Here is a 22,717-nt window from a genome sequence, read left to right on the forward strand (position 1 = left end):
ATCTGCAACGAGAAATGCGCCGCATTGGCCGGCCGGAACATACGCTTATCCTTAAGCAAAGAGGAAAAGAGCGCGATGTCGAAACCGTCCCTGGTTTGTGCTCGCGAGAACTGGCGGGCACGGTAACAAGGGCAGAAAAAAATCTATGTAGGAAGACTCGCTGAAGAATGCGGGAACATTCCTCAATACGATTTCAGTTTCAACAGGAACGGTGTAGCTGCCTACTGAGTACTTGGGTTGTATGCAGTTTTGCGTTTCGGCACATGACAATTTCAGTCAAGGCATAGGTCGTCGGACAATTTCGTGCTTAACTTCGGCCTCTTGCATGCTCAACAACAACGTTCAGAAGGACTCAAGTCATGGCTCAAGTCACCCTTAAAGGCAATCCGGTTCAAGTCAACGGCCAGTTGCCACAAGCCGGTTCCAAGGCGCCAGCCTTTTCCCTGGTTGCCGGCAATCTGTCGGATGTCTCCCTGAAAGACTTCGCCGGCAAGCGCAAAGTGCTGAACATCTTCCCAAGCGTCGACACACCGACCTGCGCCACCTCCGTGCGCAAGTTCAACGCTCAGGCCAACGACATCAGCAACACCGTGGTGCTGTGCATCTCGGCTGACCTGCCGTTCGCTCAGGCTCGCTTCTGCGGCGCTGAAGGTCTGGAAAATGTCCAGAACCTGTCGACCTTGCGCGGTGTCGAGTTCATCGAGAACTACGGTGTGGCCATCGCTGACGGCCCACTCAAAGGCCTGACCGCTCGTGCCGTGGTGGTTCTGGACGAAAACGACAACGTTCTGCACAGCGAACTGGTCAAGGAAATCGCTGAAGAGCCTAATTACGAAGCGGCCCTGGCCGTCTTGAAATAAATGTTCTGAAACAAGCGCTTTACAATTGTTAACGGCCTGGCACTGTCCAGGCCGTTTTCATTTGTGTATCAGTGTTTTGCCTCACACCTTGAAACGTAAGTTGAAGGTAAATTGCCGGTAAAGCTGCTTTGCTAAATCCCCACCAGTGCTTATCGTTCAGCCTCCCGTAAAAGAAGCCCACGCGCCCAATGGTTAATCACTCCATGCAATCGTCCCCACGCAACGCCCGTCGCTGGCTGATCAGCCTGCTTGTCTTGTTGGTTATTGCCGTCCTGTGCTGGAAATTCTGGCCTGCCGGTTCAGCCCACAAGGAGGGTGACGAGAAAGCGGCGGCCGGTCATACCGGGCGTTCCGGGATGATGCGACCGGGCTTCGGCGGTGGCACGGGGCCTGTTCCGGTGCGGGTGGCGCCGGCCGTCACGGGCGACTTCCCGCTGTATTACAAGGCTTTGGGCACGGTGACCGCGCTCAACACCATCAACGTGCGCAGCCGGGTGGGTGGCGAACTGGTCAAGATCAATTTTGAAGAAGGCCAGATGGTCAAGGCTGGCGACTTGCTGGCAGAGATCGATCCGCGTCCGTACCAGAACGCCTTGCTCCAGGCCGAGGGCACCTTGCTGCAAAATCAGGCGCAACTGAAAAACGCGAAGGTCGATGTCGAGCGTTATCGTGGGTTGTACAAAGAAGACAGCATCGCCAAGCAGACCCTGGACACCGCCGAGGCGCTGGTCGGCCAGTATCTGGGCACGGTCAAGACCAATCAGGCGGCAGTCAACGACGCCAGACTCAATCTCGAATTCACCAAGATCCGTGCGCCAATTACCGGTCGTGTCGGCTTGCGTCAGGTAGACGTCGGTAATCTGGTGACCGCCAACGACACCACGTCCCTCGCGGTAATCACCCAGACGCAACCGATCAGCGTCGCCTTCACGCTGCCGGAAAACAGCCTCGAAACCGTGCTTGCCCGCTACCGAAGCGGCGCCAAACTACCAGCCGAGGCCTGGGATCGCGGCGATACCAAACTGCAAGCCAGCGGCGTACTGCAAAGCCTCGACAACCAGATCGACGTGGCCACCGGCACTCTGAAATTCAAGGCCCGCTACGATAACCGTGATCAGGCGCTGTTTCCCAACCAGTTCGTCAACGTTCACTTGCTGGCCGACACCCTTAAAGGTGTGGTGCTGGTACCGTCCGCCGCCGTTCAATTCGGCACTAACGGCACCTTCGCTTACGCGCTTGATGGCGACAAGAACGTCACTATTCGCCAATTGAAGGTCGGCGCCAGTGACGGCGAAAACACGGTTATCAACGAAGGCCTCGCCGCTGGTGATCGTGTGGTGCTCGAAGGCACCGACCGTCTGAAAGAGGGCAGTGAGGTCGAGGTGGTCAACGACAGCAATCAGGTGCCCACCACCCCGACCGAGCACTTGCAAGGCCAATCCGCTGCCACGCCTGCTGACGCCGCTGTCACCGACAAGGCCAAGAAGGGCGCATGAACATTTCGCGGCTGTTCATCCTCCGTCCGGTAGCCACCACCCTGAGCATGCTGGCCATTGTTTTGGCCGGCCTGATCGCTTACCGCTTGCTGCCCGTGTCGGCGCTGCCCCAGGTCGACTACCCGACCATCCGCGTCATGACCCTCTATCCCGGTGCCAGCCCGGACGTGATGACCAGTGCCGTCACTGCGCCGCTTGAACGTCAGTTCGGGCAAATGCCGGGCCTCACTCAAATGGCTTCAACCAGTTCCGGCGGCGCCTCGGTGCTGACCCTGCGCTTCAGCCTCGACATCAACATGGACGTCGCCGAACAGCAGGTGCAAGCCGCGATCAACGCCGCGACCAATCTGTTGCCAAGCGACTTGCCGGCGCCACCGGTTTACAACAAGGTCAACCCGGCGGACACCCCGGTGCTGACCCTGGCGATTACCTCGAAAACCATGCTCCTGCCCAAACTCAATGATCTGGTCGATACGCGCATGGCGCAGAAAATCGCCCAGATCAGCGGGGTCGGTATGGTCAGTATTGCCGGTGGTCAACGTCAGGCCGTGCGGATCAAGGTCAACCCGCAGGCTCTGGCTGCCAACAGCTTGAACCTGTCGGACGTGCGCACCCTGATCGCCGCCTCCAACGTCAACCAGCCCAAAGGCAACTTCGACGGCCCGACGCGGGTGTCGATGCTCGACGCCAACGATCAACTGACCTCGCCGAAGGACTACGCCAACCTGATCCTCGCCTACAAGAACGGCGCGCCGTTACGGCTCAAGGATGTCGCGCAAATCGTCGACGGCGCAGAAAACGAACGTCTGGCGGCGTGGGCCAACCTTAATCAGGCGGTTTTGCTGAACATCCAGCGTCAACCGGGCGCCAACGTGATCGAGGTGGTCGACCGGATCAAGACGCTGCTGCCGAGCATCACCGACAACCTGCCGGCCGGGCTCGATGTAACGGTACTGACTGACCGCACCCAAACCATTCGTGCCTCGGTTACCGACGTGCAGCACGAACTGCTGATCGCCATCGCGCTGGTGGTGATGGTGACGTTTCTGTTCCTGCGCCGTGCCAGTGCGACGATCATTCCATCGGTGGCCGTGCCGCTGTCGCTGATCGGTACGTTCGGCGTGATGTACCTCGCCGGGTTCTCGGTCAACAACCTGACCTTGATGGCCCTGACCATCGCCACCGGTTTTGTGGTCGACGATGCGATCGTGATGCTGGAAAACATCGCGCGTTTCATCGAGGAGGGCGATAGCCCCCTGCAAGCTGCGCTCAAGGGCGCCAAGCAGATCGGGTTCACCCTGATCTCTCTGACGTTGTCGCTGATCGCGGTGCTGATTCCGCTGTTGTTCATGGCGGACGTGGTTGGGCGACTGTTCCGCGAATTCGCTATCACCCTCGCGGTGGCGATCCTGATTTCGCTTGTTGTCTCGCTCACGCTGACGCCGATGATGTGCGCACGCTTGCTCAAACGTGAACCCGAGCCCCATGAACAGGGGCGTTTTTATCGAGCCAGCGGCGCGTGCATCGACTGGATGATTGCGGCCTACGGGCGCAAATTGCAGTGGGTGCTCAAGCATCAGTCGCTGACGCTGATGGTAGCCATCGGCACGTTGGCGCTCACTGTGTTCCTTTATTTGGTCGTGCCCAAGGGTTTCTTTCCGGTGCAGGACACCGGGGTGATTCAGGGTATTTCCGAGGCGCCGCAATCGATTTCCTTCGCCGCCATGAGTGAGCGTCAGCAGGAACTGGCGAGGGTGATTCTTGAAGATCCGGCGGTACAAAGCCTGTCGTCCTACATAGGTGTCGACGGCGATAACGCCACGCTGAACAGCGGTCGCTTGCTGATCAATCTCAAGCCTCACGGCGAGCGCGATCTGTCGGCTACCGAAGTGATCGCACGGCTGCAACCGCCACTCGCCAAACTGGTCGGTATCCGCCTGTATATGCAGCCGGTGCAAGACCTGACCATCGAGGACCGGGTCAGCCGCACCCAGTACCAGTTCAGCATGTCGTCGCCGGACTCCGAACTGCTGAGCCTGTGGAGCGGGCGTCTGGTCGAGGCACTGGCGCAGCGTCCGGAACTGACCGATGTTGCCAGCGATTTGCAGGACAAAGGTTTGCAGGTCTACCTGGTGATCGACCGTGATGCGGCTTCGCGCCTCGGCGTTTCGGTGGCGAACATCACCGATGCGCTGTACGACGCCTTCGGCCAGCGGCAGATTTCAACCATTTACACCCAGGCCAGCCAGTACCGTGTGGTGCTGCAAGTCCAGGCCGGAGAGAAGATCGGCCCGCAGGCGCTGGATCAGATTCACGTTAAAACCACCGATGGCGTGCAGGTGCGGTTGTCGAGTCTGGCCCATGTCGAACAGCGTCAGGCACAACTGGCGATCACTCACATCGGCCAGTTCCCGGCGGTGATGATGTCGTTCAACCTCGCGCCGGGTGTGGCGCTGGGGCATGCGGTTGATGTCATCGAACAGGTGCAGAAAGACATCGGCATGCCGGTTGGCGTGCAGACACAATTCCAGGGCGCAGCCGAAGCGTTCCAGGCCTCGCTGTCGAGCACCTTGCTGCTGATTCTGGCGGCGGTTGTGACCATGTACATCGTGCTGGGCGTGCTTTACGAGAGCTACATTCACCCGATCACCATTCTCTCGACTCTGCCGTCAGCGGCGGTTGGCGCCTTGCTGGCGTTGCTGCTGAGCGGCAATGACCTGGGCATGATCGCGATCATCGGCATCATCTTGCTGATCGGTATCGTCAAGAAAAACGCGATCATGATGATCGACTTCGCCCTCGACGCCGAGCGCAATCAGGGCATGGCGCCGCAGGAGGCGATCTATCAGGCGGCGCTGTTGCGTTTCCGGCCGATCCTGATGACCACGCTGGCCGCATTGTTCGGCGCGGTACCGTTGATGCTCGCCACCGGTTCCGGTGCTGAGCTGCGCCAACCGCTGGGTCTGGTGATGGTTGGCGGCTTGCTGGTGAGCCAGGTGCTGACGTTGTTCACCACGCCGGTGATCTACCTGTATTTCGACCGTCTCGGTCGTCGCTGGGGGCGGGCGCCTTCGGCCGTGGAGCCGGTAGAGCAGCCATGAACCTCTCCGGCCCTTTCATCAAACGCCCGGTCGCGACCATGCTGCTGAGCCTGGCGATCATGCTGTTGGGTGGTGTCAGCTTCGGTCTGCTGCCGGTATCGCCGCTGCCGCAAATGGACTTCCCGGTAATCGTTGTGCAGGCGAGCCTGCCCGGCGCCAGCCCGGAAGTCATGGCGTCTACGGTGGCGACGCCACTGGAGCGCTCGTTCGGCGCGATTGCCGGCGTCAACACCATGAGCAGCCGTTCCAGCCAGGGTTCGACCCGGGTCATTCTGCAATTTGACCTCGACCGCGACATCAATGGTGCCGCGCGGGAGGTACAGGCCGCGATCAACGCTTCGCGCAACTTGTTGCCGAGCGGGATGCGCAGCATGCCGACCTACAAGAAGGTCAACCCGTCGCAGGCGCCGATCATGGTGCTGTCGCTGACCTCGGATGTGCTGGAAAAGGGGCAGCTTTACGATTTGGCCTCGACCATTCTGTCCCAGAGTCTGTCGCAGGTGCAGGGCGTGGGTGAGGTGCAGATCGGCGGCAGCTCCCTGCCGGCAGTACGCATCGAACTCGAACCGCAGGCACTGAACCAGTACGGCGTGGCACTCGACGATGTGCGCAAGACCATTGCCGACGCCAACGTGCGCCGACCCAAAGGTTCGGTCGAGGACGGGCAGCGGTCATGGCAGATCCAGGCCAACGACCAGTTGGAGAAAGCCAAGGATTACGAATCGCTGATCATCCACTACGCTGACGGTGCGGCGTTGCGTCTCAAGGACGTGGCCAAGGTCAGCGATGGCGTCGAAGATCGCTACAACAGCGGTTTCTTCAACGATGACGCGGCGGTGTTGCTGGTGATCAACCGGCAGGCCGGTGCCAACATCATCGAGACGGTCAAGGAGATCAAAGCGCAATTGCCCGCGCTGCAAGCGGTGCTGCCGGCCAGCGTGAAGCTGAACCTGGCCATGGATCGCTCCCCCGTGATCAAGGCGACACTGCACGAAGCGGAAATGACCCTGCTGATCGCTGTGGCACTGGTGATTCTGGTGGTGTTCCTGTTTCTCGGTAATTTCCGTGCATCCCTGATTCCGACGCTGGCAGTGCCGGTGTCGCTGGTCGGCACCTTCGCGGTGATGTACCTCTATGGTTTCTCGCTGAACAACCTGTCGCTGATGGCGTTGATTCTGGCCACCGGGCTGGTGGTGGACGACGCCATCGTGGTGCTGGAGAACATTTCCCGGCACATCGACGACGGCGTCAAACCGATGCAGGCCGCGTATCTCGGGGCCAAGGAAGTCGGTTTTACCTTGCTGTCGATGAACGTGTCGCTGGTGGCGGTGTTCTTGTCGATTCTGTTCATGGGCGGGATCATCGAGAGTCTGTTCCGCGAATTCTCCATCACGTTGGCAGCGGCCATTGTCGTCTCGCTGGTGGTCTCGCTGACGCTGACCCCGATGCTCTGCGCCCGCTGGCTCAAGCCGCACACGCCCGGGCAGGAAAACCGCCTGCAACGCTGGAGCCGCAAGACCAACGACTGGATGGTCGCCAGGTACGCCACCAGCCTCGACTGGGTGTTGCGCCATCGTCGTCTGACCTTGCTCAGTTTGCTGGTGACCGTTGGCGTCAACGTCGCCCTGTATGTGGTGGTGCCGAAAACCTTCATGCCGCAGCAGGACACCGGTCAGTTGATCGGTTTCGTTCGCGGTGACGACGGTCTGTCGTTCAACGTGATGCAGCCGAAAATGGAAATCTTCCGTCGCGCTGTGCTCAAGGACGAAGCGGTTGAAAGCGTCGCCGGTTTCATTGGCGGCAACAACGGCACCAACAACGCCTTCATGCTGGTGCGCCTGAAACCGATCAAGGAGCGCAACCTGTCGGCACAGAAAGTCATCGAGCGCCTGCGCAAGGAAATGCCGCAAGTGCCTGGCGCGCGATTGATGCTGATGGCCGATCAGGACCTGCAATTTGGCGGTGGCCGCGAACAGACCACTTCGCAGTACAGCTACATCTTGCAAAGCGGTGATCTGGGCGAGCTGCGCCAGTGGTATCCGAAAGTGGTGGCTGCTTTGCGCGCACTGCCGGAGCTGACCGCAATTGATGCCCGTGAAGGCAAGGGCGCGCAGCAAATAACATTGATCGTCGACCGTGATCAGGCTAAACGCTTGGGTGTGGACATGGACATGGTCACCTCGGTGCTCAATAACGCGTACAGCCAGCGGCAGATCTCGACGATCTACGACAGCCTCAACCAGTACCAGGTGGTGATGGAGGTCAATCCGAAGTACGCCCAGGACCCGGTGACGCTCAAGCAGGTGCAAGTGATCACGGCTGACGGTGCGCGGATTCCGCTATCGACCATCGCTCACTACGAGAGCAGCCTGGAAGACGACCGGGTCAGCCATGAAGGGCAGTTTGCTTCGGAAGACATTTCCTTCGACATGGCCGAAGGCGTGACGGTAGAGCAGGGCAGTGCCGCCATCGAACGAGCGATTGCCAAACTCGGTTTGCCGGAAGACGTGATTGCGAAAATGGCCGGTACCGCCGACGCGTTCGCCGCGACCCAGAAGAGCCAGCCGTTCATGATTCTCGGTGCGTTGCTGGCGGTGTATCTGGTGTTGGGTGTGCTGTACGAAAGTTACATCCACCCGCTGACGATTCTGTCGACGCTGCCGTCTGCCGGAGTCGGCGCGCTGTTGTCGATCTATGCGCTGGGCGGCGAGTTCAGCCTGATTTCACTGCTCGGGCTGTTTCTGTTGATCGGTGTGGTGAAGAAAAACGCCATCCTGATGATCGACCTGGCGCTGCAACTGGAACGGCATCAAGGCATGACGCCGCAGGAATCGATCCGCAGTGCCTGCTTGCAACGTCTGCGACCTATTCTGATGACCACACTGGCAGCGATCCTCGGTGCCTTGCCGTTGCTGCTCAGCCGGGCCGAAGGCGCGGAAATGCGCCAGCCGTTGGGCCTGACCATCATCGGCGGGCTGATTTTCAGCCAAGTGCTGACGCTTTACACCACGCCTGTGGTTTACCTCTATCTCGACAAGCTGCGCCATCGCTTCAATAAATGGCGTGGCGTGCGTACTGACGCCGCTCTGGAAACTCCGCTATGACTGACCGTTCGCTTATCAATCTGGCCACTGTTCGCGGCTCGCGTCTGTTGAGCCTTTCGCTGTGCGTGGCGATGCTCAGTGCTTGCGCTGTCGGCCCGGACTATCAGCGCCCGCAGACGGCTGAAATCGCGCAATACAAGGAAGCCGAAGGCTGGCGTCAGGCCAACCCGAGCGATTCGCTGGCCCGTGGCGCTTGGTGGGAGCTGTATGGCGATCAGCAACTCAACGGGCTGATCGAGAAGCTCAACAGTTCCAACCAGACGGTTGCGCAATCGCAAGCCCAGTACCGACAGGCCCAAGCCTTGGTGCGCAGTGCGCGTGGCGCTTTTTATCCAAGTGTCGACTTGAGTCTGGGCAAGACCCGCTCGAGTCAGGGCACCGGCAGTAGCAGTTCGAGTCTGAGCAGTTCCGCCAGCGGTATTCGCGACACCTACAACGCGCAACTGGGCGTCAGTTGGGAGGCGGATATCTGGGGCAAATTGCGCCGAGGGCTAGAATCTGACAAGGCCAGTGCCCAGGCGAGCTTCGCCGATCTGGCGGCAATGCGCCTGAGCCAGCAATCGGAATTGGTGCAGAACTACCTGCAATTGCGGGTCATCGATCAACAGAAACGTTTGCTCGAAGCCACCGTTGCGGCGTATGAACGTTCGCTGAAAATGACCCAGAACCAATACCGCGCCGGTGTTTCCGGGCGTGATGCGGTGGCTCAGGCACAGACACAGCTCAAAAGTACCCAGGCCGATCTGGTCGACCTGACCTGGCAGCGCGCGCAGTTCGAAAACGCCATCGCCGTACTGACCGGGCAAGCGCCAGCGGATTTCAGCATCGCGCAAACCCAAACCATTCCCGATCTGCCGCAAGTGCCTTTGAGCCTGCCATCGCAGTTGCTGGAGCGCCGTCCGGACATCGCCTCGGCCGAACGCTCGGTGATTGCCGCCAACGCCAAAATAGGTGTGGCGAAAGCGGCGTACTACCCGGATCTGTCCCTGAGCCTGAGTGGCGGCTACAGCAGCAGTAAGTCCCAAGACCTGATCAGCTTGCCGAACCGCTTTTGGTCGGTAGGGCCGAAACTGGACTTGCCGCTGTTTGACGGCGGCATACGCTCGGCTGAAGTCGACCGCACCGAGGCGGTCTACGACCAGACCGTTGCCAAGTACCGGCAGACCGTACTCGATGGCTTGCGTGAAGTGGAAAACTATCTGGTGCAGCTAAAAGTGTATGAGGACGAAGCGGCTGTGCGTCAGGAAGCACTCGATGCGGCGCGCGATTCGCTACGCCTGACGGAAAACCAGTACAAGGCCGGGTTGATTGCCTACATCGACGTGGTCGTGGTGCAAGCCACTGCACTGAGCAACGAGCGCAGCGTGCTGAGCCTATTGCAGAGTCGATTGATCGCCAGTGTGCAGTTGATTGCCGCGCTGGGCGGTGGTTGGGATGGGCAACTCGATGTCAGCGACAGCCGTTAGACCGGTAGGTTTGCTCGCGAAAGCGTCGCAACTTTTGGCATTTCACTGCCTGAAACACTGTTTTCGCGAGCAAGCCCGCAGCAAATGAGCGTCGACCCAGAGCCTTTCAGAACGATCGAACAAGCGTTTCATCGACTTGATGGCAATTTGGTTACTTTGTCAGTGCGTTCTTCTGCGCAATCAGTACAATCGCTGATTTTGCCCGACCGAGAATCGATGCAGTCCGGTTAGGGAGACGACGAGAAACCCTATGCTCATTGGTAGCTATTCCTCCACTTTGGTTTTCATTTCGTTGTGTGTGGCGATCCTCGCGTCGTACACCGCGCTCGATCTCACCGGACGCATCGCCACTGCCAAAGGCCGTTCCGTGCATTTCTGGACCGCCGGTGGTGCATTGGCCATGGGCGTTGGCGTGTGGTCGATGCACTTCATCGGCATGCTCGCCTTCAGGCTACCGATCGATCTGGGCTACGACATCAACATCACGGCGCTGTCGCTGCTGATCGCTGTGCTGTCCTGCGGTTTCGCCTTGTGGCTGGTCAGCCAGCCGAAACTACCGATTGCTCAATTAGCGTTCGGTGCGCTGATCATGGGCGCCGGCATCAGCGCCATGCATTACACCGGCATGGCGGCGATGCGAATGACGCCGGGGATCGATTACGATCCTGCGTTGTTCGGTGCGTCCCTGTTGATCGCTGTCGGTGCCTCAGCGGCGGCGTTGTGGATCGCTTTCCGCCTGCGCCAGCATTCGCCCCATGTTCGTCTGATTCGCGGTGGTGCCGCGGTGATCATGGGCATCGCCATCGTCGGCATGCATTACACCGGCATGGCCGCCGCGCAATTCCCTGACGGCAGTTTTTGCGGCGCGACGCTCAATGGCCTGAAGGGCAACGGGCTCGACAGTCTGGTGCTGATCACCACGTTGGCGGTGCTGTCGATTGCCTTGCTGACCTCGATTCTCGACGCTCGGCTTGAAACGCGCACCGCCGGGCTGGCGCATTCGTTGACCGTGGCCAACCGCGAACTCACGCAACTGGCGCTGCACGACACCTTGACCGGTCTGCCTAACCGCATGTTGCTTGACGACCGGATCAATCAGGCGATGAAAAAGGTCGATGAACAGGGCGGCTGTTTTGCCTTGATGTTCATCGATCTGGATGGGTTCAAACCCGTCAACGATGCATTCGGCCATCACATGGGCGATCAGTTGTTGCGCGAAGTTGGTGTGCGCCTGCGGGAAGACTTGCGCAGCCAGGACACGCTGGCGCGGATCGGCGGCGATGAGTTTGTGCTGCTGGTGCGCCTGACCGAACCCAACGACGCAGTGGGGCTGGCGGCACGTCAGGTCGGGTTGGTTGCGCAGTCGTTTCGCGTTGCCGAGCATGACTTGCAGATTTCCGCCAGTGTTGGCATCGCCCTGTACCCCGGCAATGGCCGGACCGCTCAGGAACTGCTGATGAACGCCGATGCGGCGATGTATCACGCCAAGGGTGCCGGCAAGAACGGTTACAGCTTCTTTGACGCGTCGATGAACAGCAACGCACGCAAGCAGTTGCAGTTACTGCAGGACTTGCGTGCGGCCCTGGAGCACAGCCAGTTCACCCTGCATTACCAGCCCAAGTTCGACGCTGCCAATGGGCGCCCGGTCGGTGCCGAAGCACTGCTGCGTTGGCAACACCCGATCCACGGTTTGCTGATGCCGGACAAATTCATCGATCTGGCCGAGAAAACCGGCGTGATCATTCCGATCGGAGAGTGGGTGCTTAACGAGGCCTGCCGTCAGATGCGCGAGTGGTATGTGCTTGGCTATACCGACTGGCGTATCGCGGTCAACCTGTCGGCCTTGCAGTTCTGTCATGGCGGCCTGGTGCAAAGCGTCGCCAAGGCGCTGGCGACGCACCATTTGCCGGCGAACAGCCTGACCCTGGAGATCACCGAAACCACGGCCATGAGCGATGCCGATGCGAGCATGACGGTGTTGCAGGAGTTGTCGGACATGGGCGTTGACCTGTCGATCGACGACTTCGGCACCGGCTATTCGAGCCTGATGTACCTCAAGCGTCTGCCAGCCAATGAGTTGAAGATCGACCGTGGGTTTGTGCGGGATCTGGAGCACGACAGCGACGATGCGGCTATTGTCTCGGCAATTGTTGCGCTGGGACAGGCGCTGGGGCTGCGGATTGTGGCTGAGGGTGTGGAGACCGGTGTGCAGCAGGACTTCCTGACAAAACTGGGCTGTGATTCGTTGCAGGGCTATCTGCTGGGGTATCCGATGCCGGCAGACAAATTCATGCAGGACATTGCCCGGGGCGAGAAGCAGGCGGCCGTCTGAGTTAACCCTCACAAGAACATCTTCAGCCTCGCCATTGCTGTTGTCGCAGACCCAGCCGTTGACACGGCTCATGCAAAACCTGCCAATGGCGGTTATTCTTCTCCCCGACTGTTACGTGTGAATTTGGGGGAAAGGCCGGCATGGATAAAGTCATTGTGATCACCGGTGGCGGGCGCGGGATTGGCGCCGCTACGGCTTTGTTGGCTGCCGGGAAGGGCTATCGGATCTGCATCAACTACCAGTCAGACGAACAGGCCGCGCAAAGCGTGCTGGAGCAAGTCAGAGCGCTTGGCGCAACAGCCATCGCGGTGCGCGCCGACGTCAGCATTGAAGACGAAGTGGTCGCGCTGTTTCATCGGGTCGATACCGAACTGGGACGGGTCACCGCACTGGTGAACAATGCCGGCACCGTCGGGCATAAATCGCGGGTCGACGAAATGTCCGAATTCCGCATTCTCAAAACCATGAAAACCAATGTCCTGGCGCCGATCCTCTGTGCCAAGCACGCGATCCTGCGCATGTCGCCCAAACACGGCGGGCAGGGCGGCAGTATCGTCAACGTGTCGTCGGTCGCATCGCGCCTGGGGTCGCCTAACGAATACGTGGATTACGCCGCGTCCAAAGGCGCACTTGATTCGTTCACCATCGGTTTGTCCAAGGAAGTGGCGGGCGAGGGGATTCGGGTCAACGCGGTGCGTCCGGGCTTCATCTACACCGATTTCCATGCGCTGAGCGGCGATCCGGATCGGGTCAGCAAGCTTGAGTCGGCTATTCCGATGGCTCGAGGCGGGCGGCCGGACGAAGTGGCTGAGGCGATTGTCTGGTTGCTGTCGGACAAAGCTTCTTATGCCACCGGGACCTTTGTTGATCTCGGCGGCGGGCGTTGAATTCAGGGACTCAAGCGTCTGGGCGGGTTCCATCGCTGGCAAGCCTGCGATGGAACCCGTTCAATCAACATAAAAAACTCAGAACGACCGGACAATCCGCCCCAACGTCTCCATCGCTTTCTCCGAGTCCTCAGTCCAGGGGCTGCCGTAATTCAAGCGAATGCAGTTCCTGAACCGTTGGGTCGGTGAAAAAATCGGCCCCGGCGCGATGCTGATGCCTTGCGCCAGCGCCATCTGAAACAACTTCAACGAATCCATCTGCGGTGGTAATTCCAGCCACAGGAAGTAGCCGCCGGCCGGCTGGCTGACGCGTGTCTGTGCCGGGAAATAACGGGCAATCGCGGCGAGCATCGCACTTTGCTGTTCCTCCAGCGCATACCGCAGTTTGCGCAAGTGCCGGTCGTAGCCGCCGTGTTGCAGATAGTCGGCAATTGCTGCCTGCGCCGGCATCGAGGCGCACAGCGAGGTCATCAGTTTCAGCCGTTCGATTTTCTGCGCGTAACGTCCGGCAGCGACCCAGCCGATGCGGTAGCCGGGGGCCAGGCTTTTGGCGAACGAACCGCAATGCATCACCAGCCCTTCGGTGTCGAAGGCCTTGGCCGGTTTCGGCGCTTGTTGGCCGTAATAGAGTTCGGCGTAGACGTCGTCCTCGATCAGCGGCACCTGGTGGCGGCGCAGCAGTTCGACCAGTTCCTGTTTCTTCGCCTCGGGCATGGTCGCGCCCATCGGGTTCTGGAAGCTGGTCATGCACCAGCAGGCTTTGATCGGGTGACGTTCGAGGGTCTGCGCAAGTACACCCAGATCGATGCCGTCACGCGGATGCACGGGGATTTCCACGGCTTTGAGTTTCAGGCGTTCCAGCACTTGCAGGCTGGCGTAGAACGCCGGGGCTTCGATGGCCACCAGATCACCCGGTTCGGTCACGGCTTGCAGGCACAGGTTCAGCGCTTCGAGGGCACCGTTGGTGATCAGCAGTTCTTCCATCGGCAGCATCAGCCCGCCGACCATGTAGCGCAGGGCAATCTGCCGGCGCAGTTGCGGGTTGCCCGGCGACATGTCGGTGACGACCATGCGCGGGTCCATCTCCCGCGCCGCACTGGCCAGGGAACGCGACAGGCGTTGCAGCGGGAACAACGTCGGGCTGGGGAACGCTGAGCCGAAGGGGACGGTGCTTGGATCCTTGATCGAGTCCAGCACCGAGAACACCAGTTCGCTGACATCGACCTCGGTGGAGTCGTTGACGTGACTGCTGATCACCGGCTCCGAGAACGGACTCGGCGCGTGGGTATTGACGAAGTAGCCGGAACGCGGGCGGGCGCGGATCAGACCGCGGCGTTCGAGCAGGTAATAGGCTTGAAACACAGTGGACGGGCTGACGCCGTAAGTCTGGCTGGCGTAGCGCACCGAGGGCACGCGCTGACCGGGGCCAAGGACGCCGGAGCGGATCAGTTCAGCGATGTCGTCGGCGAATTTTTCGTAGCGTTTCATCTTGGGTCCGGATTGATTTCATTCTGGAAGACCGCGTTGCTTACATTCGCGAGCAAGCCCGCTCCCACAGAGGAATGCATTCCAAATGTGAGGGCGGGCTTGCTCGCCAATGGCCGCGCCGCAGTTTAAGGGATCAGCGATTCATCGGCGCCACAAACCTGCTCTTCGACACGCTGTAAACCTCAGGTTCATCGCTGTCGGCAATCTTGAAACTCAGGGTCTGTGAACTGCTGCTCGGGCGTTCCGTGGTCATGGCCACCGACACCGGCACATCGACAATCTCGCCGGGGGCCAGGCTCAGTTCGGTCTTGCCTTGCAACTGGAAGCCGTCGCCGTCCACCAGACTCAGGTTGTAGTCCTGGCGCTGTTGAGTCTTGTTGATGACTTTGAGGGTGTAGATGTTCTCGATCTGGCCCAGACCGTTTTCGCGGAACAGGCCGCGATCCTTGGTCACGTCCAGCGACACCATCGGCCGCTCGACCAACGCCAGGGCCAGCGCTCCGATCATCAGCAGTAACACGACGGTGTAGCCGATCAGCCGTGGCCGCAGCAGGTGGGTCTTGCCACCCTGCAATTCGCGCTCGGAACTGTAACGGATCAATCCGCGTGGGTAGTTCATTTTGTCCATGATCGAATCACAGGCGTCGATACACGCCGCGCAACCGATGCATTCCATCTGTAAACCGTCGCGAATGTCGATGCCGGTCGGGCAGACCTGTACGCACAACTGGCAATCGATGCAATCGCCCAGCCCGGCCTCGGCCGGTTTCACGTCGCGTTTGCGCGGGCCACGGTTCTCACCACGGGCCACGTCGTAGGAAATGGCCAGGGTGTCCTTGTCGAACATCACACTCTGGAACCGCGCATAAGGGCACATGTGCATGCACACCGCTTCGCGCAGCCAGCCGGCGTTGATGTAGGTGGCGGCGGTGAAGAACAGTACCCAGAACAGACTGACGCCACCGATTTGCAGGGTCAGCAACTCCTCGGCCAACGGTCGGATCGGGGTGAAGTAGCCGACGAATGTCAGGCCGGTCATCACGCTGATCGCCAGCCATAGCGTGTGTTTGGCGGCGCGGCGCGCGAGTTTGTTCAGCCCCCACGGCGCGGCTTGCAACTTGATCCGCTGGTTACGTTCGCCTTCGGTGATCTTCTCGCACCACATGAAGATCCAGGTCCACGAACTCTGCGGGCAGGTGTAACCGCACCAGACGCGGCCGGCGAACACTGTGATGGCGAACAGGCCGAACGCGGCAATGATCAGCAGGGCAGACAGCAGGATGAAATCCTGCGGCCAAAAGGTCGCGCCAAAGATGTGGAACTTGCTTTCGCCAAGGTCCCAGAGAACCGCCTGACGCCCACCCCAGTTCAGCCACACGGTGCCGAAAAACAGCAAAAACAGGAACCCCGCGCCACTCATGCGCAGGGTTCGAAACAGGCCGGTGAAGCTGCGGGTGTGGATCTGGTTATCGCTGGACTTGTTTCTCGCCTTCATTGGGCGACCCGGCACACTTTTTATGTGGGGTGGTTCAACTTCTACGGTTCGGACGGGGATTTGTTCGCTCATGGTCGTTCGCTCATCAGCCTCCATCAGGCCGATGCACTATGAGCGCCGATCTGTTTGCATAACAGACTCAGCTATTTCAATAAAAAGCGTATCAGATGGTGTTTGCCGGCCTGCCTGCGACAACTTGAAGCAGCCCGCAGGCGCAGGCGCAAACCCCTATCTCAAGGGTTTGCGCGCTGTGTTGATCAAGGTCAGTCAAATCACCGAATCACTCTCGTCAGCCTTCAAATGCTTGCGTCCGTCCTTGGCGCCTGCAACGGTCAATGCGTCGGCTTCTGCTTCGGTGAGGTAAAGGCGCTGGCCTTCGATCTCCACGGCCGACATGGCTTTCTCGCTGTCGGTGATCACGGTCAAGTCGCCGCACAGGCGGATTTCTTCGCCGTTTTCAGTGGTGAAAAAACAGGTCTGGTTTTCGATTCGAACGGGCATGGGACGGTCCTTTTTCAGAGTTGCCTGAAAGGTTAGGGCGCAGGCTTTGCTGGTCGTTCTGCGCAACCGATTAATGGTCGCCTGCTCATGGCGGCGCTCTTCAACGTGATGCCACGCATCGCAAAACCCTTTGATAGGGATCACCGATGACGGACCGTCATCAATCAGGCGCAACAATCACTGGCGGCATGGTCGTTGGCGGTTCCTCCCTGGGCGGTGGCGTCGTGCCCGGCGGTTCCTGATCGGGAATCGGCTGCGGCTCGGTCTCGGGCAAAGTGGGTTTATCGATGTTCGGATCAGGCGTTTCGGCCGGAATCGGGATACTCATCTGATGACCTCCGTGTGGCACATGGCGTGAGAAGTGCTTAAGTGAGTTGACCACCTCGCAGCGGATTCGATCCGCTTTTTTGCTCAGGCAAATCCCTGTGAACTTTTCCCGGCGCCGGTCGCTCGGAACTTAAGTGAGTTCATATCGGGGCAGGTGCCTCGTTGTGAACACTGATCCGGCACAAGAGCGTCCTTGGGGCGTTAAGGAGAGATGCTCAATGACTGCTGAAAAACCTTCTGAACTGAACTACAACCCGCACATGCCGCTGTCGCAAGCTTTGCTGCTGCCGCGCATCGTCATTGAAAACACCATGCCGACTCTCGATGGCGGTCAATTTGCCGTCAAATCCATTGTCGGGCGCGATGTGGAGGTCACCAGCAAGGTATTCGCCGACGGTCACGACAAGTTGGCGGTGCGCATTCGCTGGCGCGAGGAAGGCAAAGAGACGTGGCAAAGGGAGGTCATGTCGGAGCTGGGCAACAACGGCTGGCAAGGCCGCTTCCGCCCGGAAGATCAGGGCCGTTATGTGTATTGCATCGAAGCGTGGATCGACCATTTCGCCAGTTTTCAGTATGAACTGGAGAAGAAACACAACGCGGCGGTGCCCGTCTCACTTGAGCTGCAAGAGGGCCGCAGCATGGTGCAACAGGCTGCCGAACGCAGTGAAGGTGCGCTCAGCGAACAACTCGCTGCGCTGCACCATGAACTGTCCGGCCTGCTCGAAACCGAGCAGGTTGCGCTGTTTCTGCACTCACGCAGTGCGCATTTGATGGCCCAGGCCGATCACCGCGCCTATTTGAGCGTGAGCGCCGAATTTCCCATGGATGTCGAGCGCGAACTGGCCGAGTTTGCCAGTTGGTATGAGTTGTTTCCGCGCTCGATCACCGATGATCCCGACCGTCACGGCACCTTTAATGACGTGCATGCGCGGTTGCCGATGATTCAGGACATGGGCTTCGACGTCCTCTATTTCACGCCGATCCACCCGATCGGTCGCGCCCATCGCAAGGGCCGCAACAATTCCCTGAGCGCCGGGCCGCAGGATCCTGGTAGCCCTTACGCGATTGGCAGCGAAGAGGGGGGGCACGAGGCCATTCACTCGCAACTGGGCACCCGCGAAGACTTCCGTCGGCTGGTGGTGGCTGCCGCCGATCATGGGCTGGAGATCGCCCTCGATTTTGCCATCCAGTGCTCCCAGGATCACCCTTGGCTCAAACAGCATCCGGGCTGGTTCAACTGGCGGCCGGACGGCACGATCAAATACGCGGAAAACCCACCGAAAAAATATCAAGACATCGTCAACGTTGATTTTTACGCGCCCGACGCGCTACCGAGCCTCTGGGTTGAGCTGCGTGACATCATCGTCGGTTGGGTCGAGGAGGGCGTGAAGATCTTCCGTGTCGACAACCCGCACACCAAGCCGCTGCCGTTCTGGCAATGGCTGATTGCTGATGTGCGCGCGCTGCATCCGGAGGTGATCTTCCTCGCGGAAGCGTTCACCACGCCGGCGATGATGGCGCGGTTGGGCAAGGTCGGTTACACCCAGAGCTACACCTATTTCACTTGGCGCAACTCCAAGGCAGAACTGGCGGCTTACTTCACCGAACTCAATGAGTCGCCGTGGCGCGAATGCTACCGGCCGAACTTTTTCGTCAACACGCCGGATATCAACCCGGCGTTCCTGCATGACTCGGGCCGGCCTGGGTTCTTGATTCGCGCCGCGCTGGCGACCATGGGCTCGGGCCTTTGGGGCATGTATTCGGGGTACGAGCTGTGCGAAGCGGCGCCGGTACCGGGCAAAGAGGAGTATCTGGATTCGGAGAAGTACGAGATCCGTGTCCGCGATTTCAACGCCCCCGGCAACATCATTGCCGAGATCGCCCAGCTCAACCGCATCCGCCGGCAAAACCCGGCGTTGCACACCCACCTGGGCCTGAAGGTCTACAACGCCTGGAACGACAACATCCTGTATTTCGGCAAACGCAGCGCGGACGGCCGCAACTTCATTCTGGTGGCGGTCAGCCTTGACCCGCACAACGTGCAGGAAGCGAATTTCGAGCTGCCGCTTTGGGAGATGGGCCTGCCGGACGACGCGACCACCCATGGCGAAGACTTGATGAGCGGGCATCGCTGGGAGTGGTACGGCAAGTACCAGTTCATGCGGATTGACCCCGCGTACCAGCCGTTCGGGATTTGGCGGATAACCGCCTCCTGAGGTTGGCGAAGATCAGATGTGGGCGCTGCTTTGCCGGCTTCCACAGTGACCAGTTTCTACAGGGAATAATTTGTTTTCCTGAATCGAACAGGAGTTTCACATGGCGAAGAAACCCAAGGCTGCCACCTTTATCAAAGACCCGCTCTGGTACAAGGACGCGGTGATTTATCAAGTTCACGTCAAATCGTTTTTCGACTCCAACAACGACGGTATCGGCGACTTTCCCGGCCTGATCGCCAAACTCGATTACATCGCCGAACTCGGCGTCAACACCATATGGCTGTTGCCGTTCTATCCATCGCCGCGTCGCGATGACGGCTACGACATCGCCGAATACCGTGGCGTGCACAGCGATTACGGGACCATGGCCGACGCCAAGCGCTTTATCGCCGAGGCGCACAAGCGTGGCTTGCGGGTGATCACCGAACTGGTCATCAACCACACCTCCGACCAGCATCCGTGGTTTCAACGGGCGCGCAAAGCCAAACCGGGCTCGGCCGCACGGGACTTTTACGTATGGTCGGATGACGACCAGAAATACGACGGCACGCGGATCATCTTTCTCGACACCGAAAAGTCCAACTGGACCTGGGACCCGGTCGCCGGCCAATACTTCTGGCACCGTTTTTATTCCCATCAGCCGGATCTGAACTTCGATAATCCGCAAGTGATGAAAGCCGTGCTGTCAGTGATGCGCTACTGGCTGGACATGGGCATCGACGGCCTGCGCCTCGACGCGATTCCGTACCTGATCGAGCGTGATGGCACCAATAACGAAAACCTGCCGGAAACCCACGACGTCCTCAAGCAGATCCGCGCCGAGATCGACGCCAATTACCCCGACCGCATGCTGCTGGCCGAAGCCAACCAATGGCCGGAAGACACCCAGTTGTATTTTGGCGATACCGACGCGCACGGCTTGAATGGCGACGAATGCCACATGGCCTTTCACTTCCCGCTGATGCCGCGCATGTACATGGCGCTGGCCCAGGAAGATCGCTTCCCGATCACCGATATTTTGCGCCAGACCCCGGAAATCCCCGCCAACTGCCAATGGGCGATTTTCCTGCGCAACCACGATGAGCTGACGCTGGAGATGGTCACCGACAAGGAGCGCGATTACCTGTGGAACTACTACGCCGCTGATCGCCGGGCGCGGATCAACCTCGGCATTCGTCGGCGGCTGGCGCCGTTGATGGAGCGTGACCGTCGCCGCGTCGAGTTGCTCAACAGCCTGCTGCTGTCGATGCCGGGCACGCCGACCCTGTATTACGGCGATGAAATCGGCATGGGCGACAACATCTATCTTGGCGACCGCGACGGTGTGCGCACGCCCATGCAGTGGTCCATCGACCGCAACGGCGGCTTCTCCCGCGCCGACCCGGCCAGCCTGGTGTTGCCGCCGATCATGGACCCGCAATACGGCTATCTGTCGGTCAACGTCGAAACTCAGGCCGGCGACCCGCATTCGTTGCTCAACTGGACGCGGCGCATGCTCGCCGTGCGCAAGCAATCCAAAGCGTTTGGCCGTGGCACGTTGAAAATGCTCTCGCCGAGCAACCGACGGATTCTGGCGTATACCCGCGAATTCACCGACGCCGATGGCAAACACGAAATCATTCTCTGCGTGGCCAACGTGTCGCGCAGCGCCCAGGCGGCGGAACTCGACTTGTCGGCCTACGTCGGCATGGTCCCGGTGGAGATGCTCGGCGGTAACGCCTTCCCACCCATCGGTCAGTTGAATTTCCTCCTGACCCTGGCACCGTACGGTTTTTACTGGTTCGCCCTCGCGGCGGAAAACCAGATGCCGAGCTGGCATGTGGAACCGGCGCAGAGCCTGCCGGATTTCACCACCCTGGTGTTGAAAAAACGCATGGAGGAACTGCTCGAGGCGCCAGCCCGCGCAACCCTGGAGCAGGGCATTCTGCCGAGCTGGCTGCAAAACCGCCGTTGGTTCGCCGGCAAGGATGCTGCCATCGACAAGGTGCATCTGGCCTACGGCGTGCGGTTCGGCGACGCCGAACATCCGGTGCTGCTCAGCGAGATCGAAGTCACCAGCGGCGGCCAGACCCACCGTTATCAACTGCCGTTTGGCTTTATCTCAGAGGATCAGGTCGGCGCGGCGCTGCCTCAGCAACTGGCATTGGCCCGCGTGCGTCGGGTGCGTCAGGTCGGTTTGATTACAGACGCATTCAGTCTCGAAGCGTTTATCCGCGCGGTATTGCAGGGTATGCAGAACAACACGGTGCTCGAATCGGCGGACGGTCAAATCCGTTTCGCGCCAACGCCGCTGTTGGAGAAACTGGGGTTGGGCAGTGAGTCCGAGGTGCGTTATCTGTCGGCCGAGCAATCAAACAGCTCGGTGGTCGTTGGCAACAGCGTAGTCCTTAAGCTGATCCGCAAAGTCGCTTCTGGCGTACACCCGGAACTGGAGATGAGCGCTTACCTGACCGCTGCCGGATTTGCCAATATCTCCCCGCTGCTGGGCTCGGTGATCCGCCATGATGCGCAGGGCGAAGACAATCTGTTGATGATCGCCCAAGGCTATCTGAGCAATCAGGGCGATGCGTGGGAATGGACGCAAAACAACCTCGAACGAGCATTGCGCGATGAGCTGGCCGATGCCATGTCCGAGCAGGAACAGCATTACAACGCCTTGGGGGAGTTGAAGGATTTTGCCGGGATGCTCGGTCAGCGCCTGGGCGAAATGCATCAAGTGCTGGCGGCGCCGACCGACAATCCCGACTTTGCACCGCAAATCAGTACAGCCAAGGACATGCAGGCCACCGGCAAGGACGTCGCCGCTCAGGTCGAACAGGCGCTGAAACTGCTCAAGCAGCATCAGGGCGAACTCAGCGCGGCGGATCAGAAGCGGGTTAAACGACTGATCGACGAGAAAAAAACCATCCTTGCCCATGTGCAGGATCTGGCGAAAAAAGCTGTCGGAGGTTTGCGGATCCGTGTCCACGGTGACCTGCATTTGGGTCAGGTGCTGGTGATCAAGGGCGATGCCTTTCTGATCGATTTCGAGGGCGAACCTGCACGGCCATTGAGCGAACGTCGCGGCAAACACAGCCCGTACAAGGATGTCAGCGGTGTGCTGCGTTCTTTCGATTACGCGGCAGCCATGACCATCAACGTGCACAACGTCGACCACAGCGCCGAATCCGAAGCCTCACGTCATCGTGTGGCGGACCGCTATTTGCAGGAGGCGCGAGAGGCATTTGTTCAGGCATATCGCCGGGCGGCAGCTAGTCTTGATCATGCTTGGCAAGATCCTGAAGGTGCCGACGCCGCACTGGCGTTGTTCGGCCTGGAGAAGGCGGCCTATGAAGTGGCCTATGAAGCCGAAAATCGCCCCGCGTGGCTGCCCGTGCCGTTGCACGGTTTGTATGGGTTATTGACGGGGCTTAAACCCTTTTCCGATCTTGGTGGAGAGTAGTC

13 protein-coding genes are annotated in these 22,717 nt (G+C 59.7%); 9 read left to right on the forward strand and 4 right to left on the reverse strand.

Going from position 1 to position 22,717, the window contains the following annotated elements; all coding sequences use genetic code 11:
- Positions 1-359 precede the first annotated feature (359 nt).
- The 7 genes from tpx to AACY50_RS17950 all read left to right on the forward strand — a co-directional run bounded on the left by tpx (position 360) and on the right by AACY50_RS17950 (position 13,246).
- The gene (gene tpx / locus AACY50_RS17920) at positions 360-860 is read left to right on the forward strand and encodes a thiol peroxidase (protein ID WP_339538935.1); all 501 of its coding nucleotides are present in this window, start codon (positions 360-362) and stop codon (positions 858-860) included.
- Positions 861-1,048: 188 nt separating this feature from the next.
- Entirely contained in the window at positions 1,049-2,356 is a 1,308-nt protein-coding gene (locus tag AACY50_RS17925; protein ID WP_339465818.1) for an MdtA/MuxA family multidrug efflux RND transporter periplasmic adaptor subunit, read from the forward strand.
- Positions 2,353-5,457, forward strand: coding sequence for an MdtB/MuxB family multidrug efflux RND transporter permease subunit (locus AACY50_RS17930; RefSeq protein ID WP_339538936.1), 3,105 nt, complete (start codon positions 2,353-2,355; stop codon positions 5,455-5,457). The genes AACY50_RS17925 and AACY50_RS17930 overlap by 4 nt, the downstream gene beginning before the upstream one ends.
- Entirely contained in the window at positions 5,454-8,561 is a 3,108-nt protein-coding gene (locus tag AACY50_RS17935; protein ID WP_339538937.1) for an efflux RND transporter permease subunit, read from the forward strand. The genes AACY50_RS17930 and AACY50_RS17935 overlap by 4 nt, the downstream gene beginning before the upstream one ends.
- Positions 8,558-10,027 carry an efflux transporter outer membrane subunit gene (locus AACY50_RS17940; RefSeq protein ID WP_339465812.1) on the forward strand — a complete coding sequence of 490 codons (1,470 nt, stop codon included), beginning with the start codon at positions 8,558-8,560 and terminating at the stop codon, positions 10,025-10,027. Before AACY50_RS17935 ends, AACY50_RS17940 begins: the two co-directional genes overlap by 4 nt.
- A gap of 250 nt (positions 10,028-10,277) precedes the next feature.
- The gene (locus tag AACY50_RS17945) at positions 10,278-12,359 is read left to right on the forward strand and encodes a putative bifunctional diguanylate cyclase/phosphodiesterase (protein WP_339465810.1); all 2,082 of its coding nucleotides are present in this window, start codon (positions 10,278-10,280) and stop codon (positions 12,357-12,359) included.
- 140 nt (positions 12,360-12,499) lie between these two features.
- The gene (locus AACY50_RS17950) at positions 12,500-13,246 is read left to right on the forward strand and encodes an SDR family oxidoreductase (protein WP_339465808.1); all 747 of its coding nucleotides are present in this window, start codon (positions 12,500-12,502) and stop codon (positions 13,244-13,246) included.
- 78 nt (positions 13,247-13,324) lie between these two features.
- Here AACY50_RS17950 and mapR read toward each other — a convergent pair whose 3' ends face one another.
- The 4 genes from mapR to AACY50_RS17970 form a co-directional block, all read right to left on the reverse strand.
- The gene (mapR, locus tag AACY50_RS17955; RefSeq protein WP_007919188.1) at positions 13,325-14,734 is read right to left on the reverse strand and encodes a GntR family transcriptional regulator MpaR; all 1,410 of its coding nucleotides are present in this window, start codon (positions 14,732-14,734) and stop codon (positions 13,325-13,327) included.
- 133 nt (positions 14,735-14,867) lie between these two features.
- Complete coding sequence (ccoG, locus tag AACY50_RS17960; RefSeq protein ID WP_339465805.1) at positions 14,868-16,301, reverse strand: cytochrome c oxidase accessory protein CcoG; 1,434 nt, start codon at positions 16,299-16,301, stop codon at positions 14,868-14,870.
- A 195-nt stretch (positions 16,302-16,496) separates the two neighbouring features.
- Complete coding sequence (locus tag AACY50_RS17965; protein ID WP_339465804.1) at positions 16,497-16,730, reverse strand: DUF3203 family protein; 234 nt, start codon at positions 16,728-16,730, stop codon at positions 16,497-16,499.
- A 160-nt stretch (positions 16,731-16,890) separates the two neighbouring features.
- Positions 16,891-17,058, reverse strand: a complete 168-nt coding sequence (locus AACY50_RS17970) for a hypothetical protein (protein WP_339465803.1) — start codon at positions 17,056-17,058, stop codon at positions 16,891-16,893.
- A 217-nt stretch (positions 17,059-17,275) separates the two neighbouring features.
- Here AACY50_RS17970 and AACY50_RS17975 point away from each other — a divergent pair, with 217 nt between their 5' ends.
- Both AACY50_RS17975 and treS read left to right on the forward strand, forming a co-directional pair.
- A complete protein-coding gene (locus tag AACY50_RS17975) occupies positions 17,276-19,273 on the forward strand; it encodes an alpha-1,4-glucan--maltose-1-phosphate maltosyltransferase (RefSeq protein ID WP_339538938.1) in 1,998 nt (665 codons plus the stop codon).
- A gap of 100 nt (positions 19,274-19,373) precedes the next feature.
- The gene (gene treS / locus AACY50_RS17980) at positions 19,374-22,715 is read left to right on the forward strand and encodes a maltose alpha-D-glucosyltransferase (protein WP_339507685.1); all 3,342 of its coding nucleotides are present in this window, start codon (positions 19,374-19,376) and stop codon (positions 22,713-22,715) included.
- Positions 22,716-22,717 lie beyond the last annotated feature (2 nt).

The sequence above is a fragment of the Pseudomonas sp. RA_15y_Pfl2_54 genome (assembly GCF_963971015.1).
In the GTDB taxonomy this organism is placed as follows: domain Bacteria; phylum Pseudomonadota; class Gammaproteobacteria; order Pseudomonadales; family Pseudomonadaceae; genus Aquipseudomonas; species Aquipseudomonas baetica_A.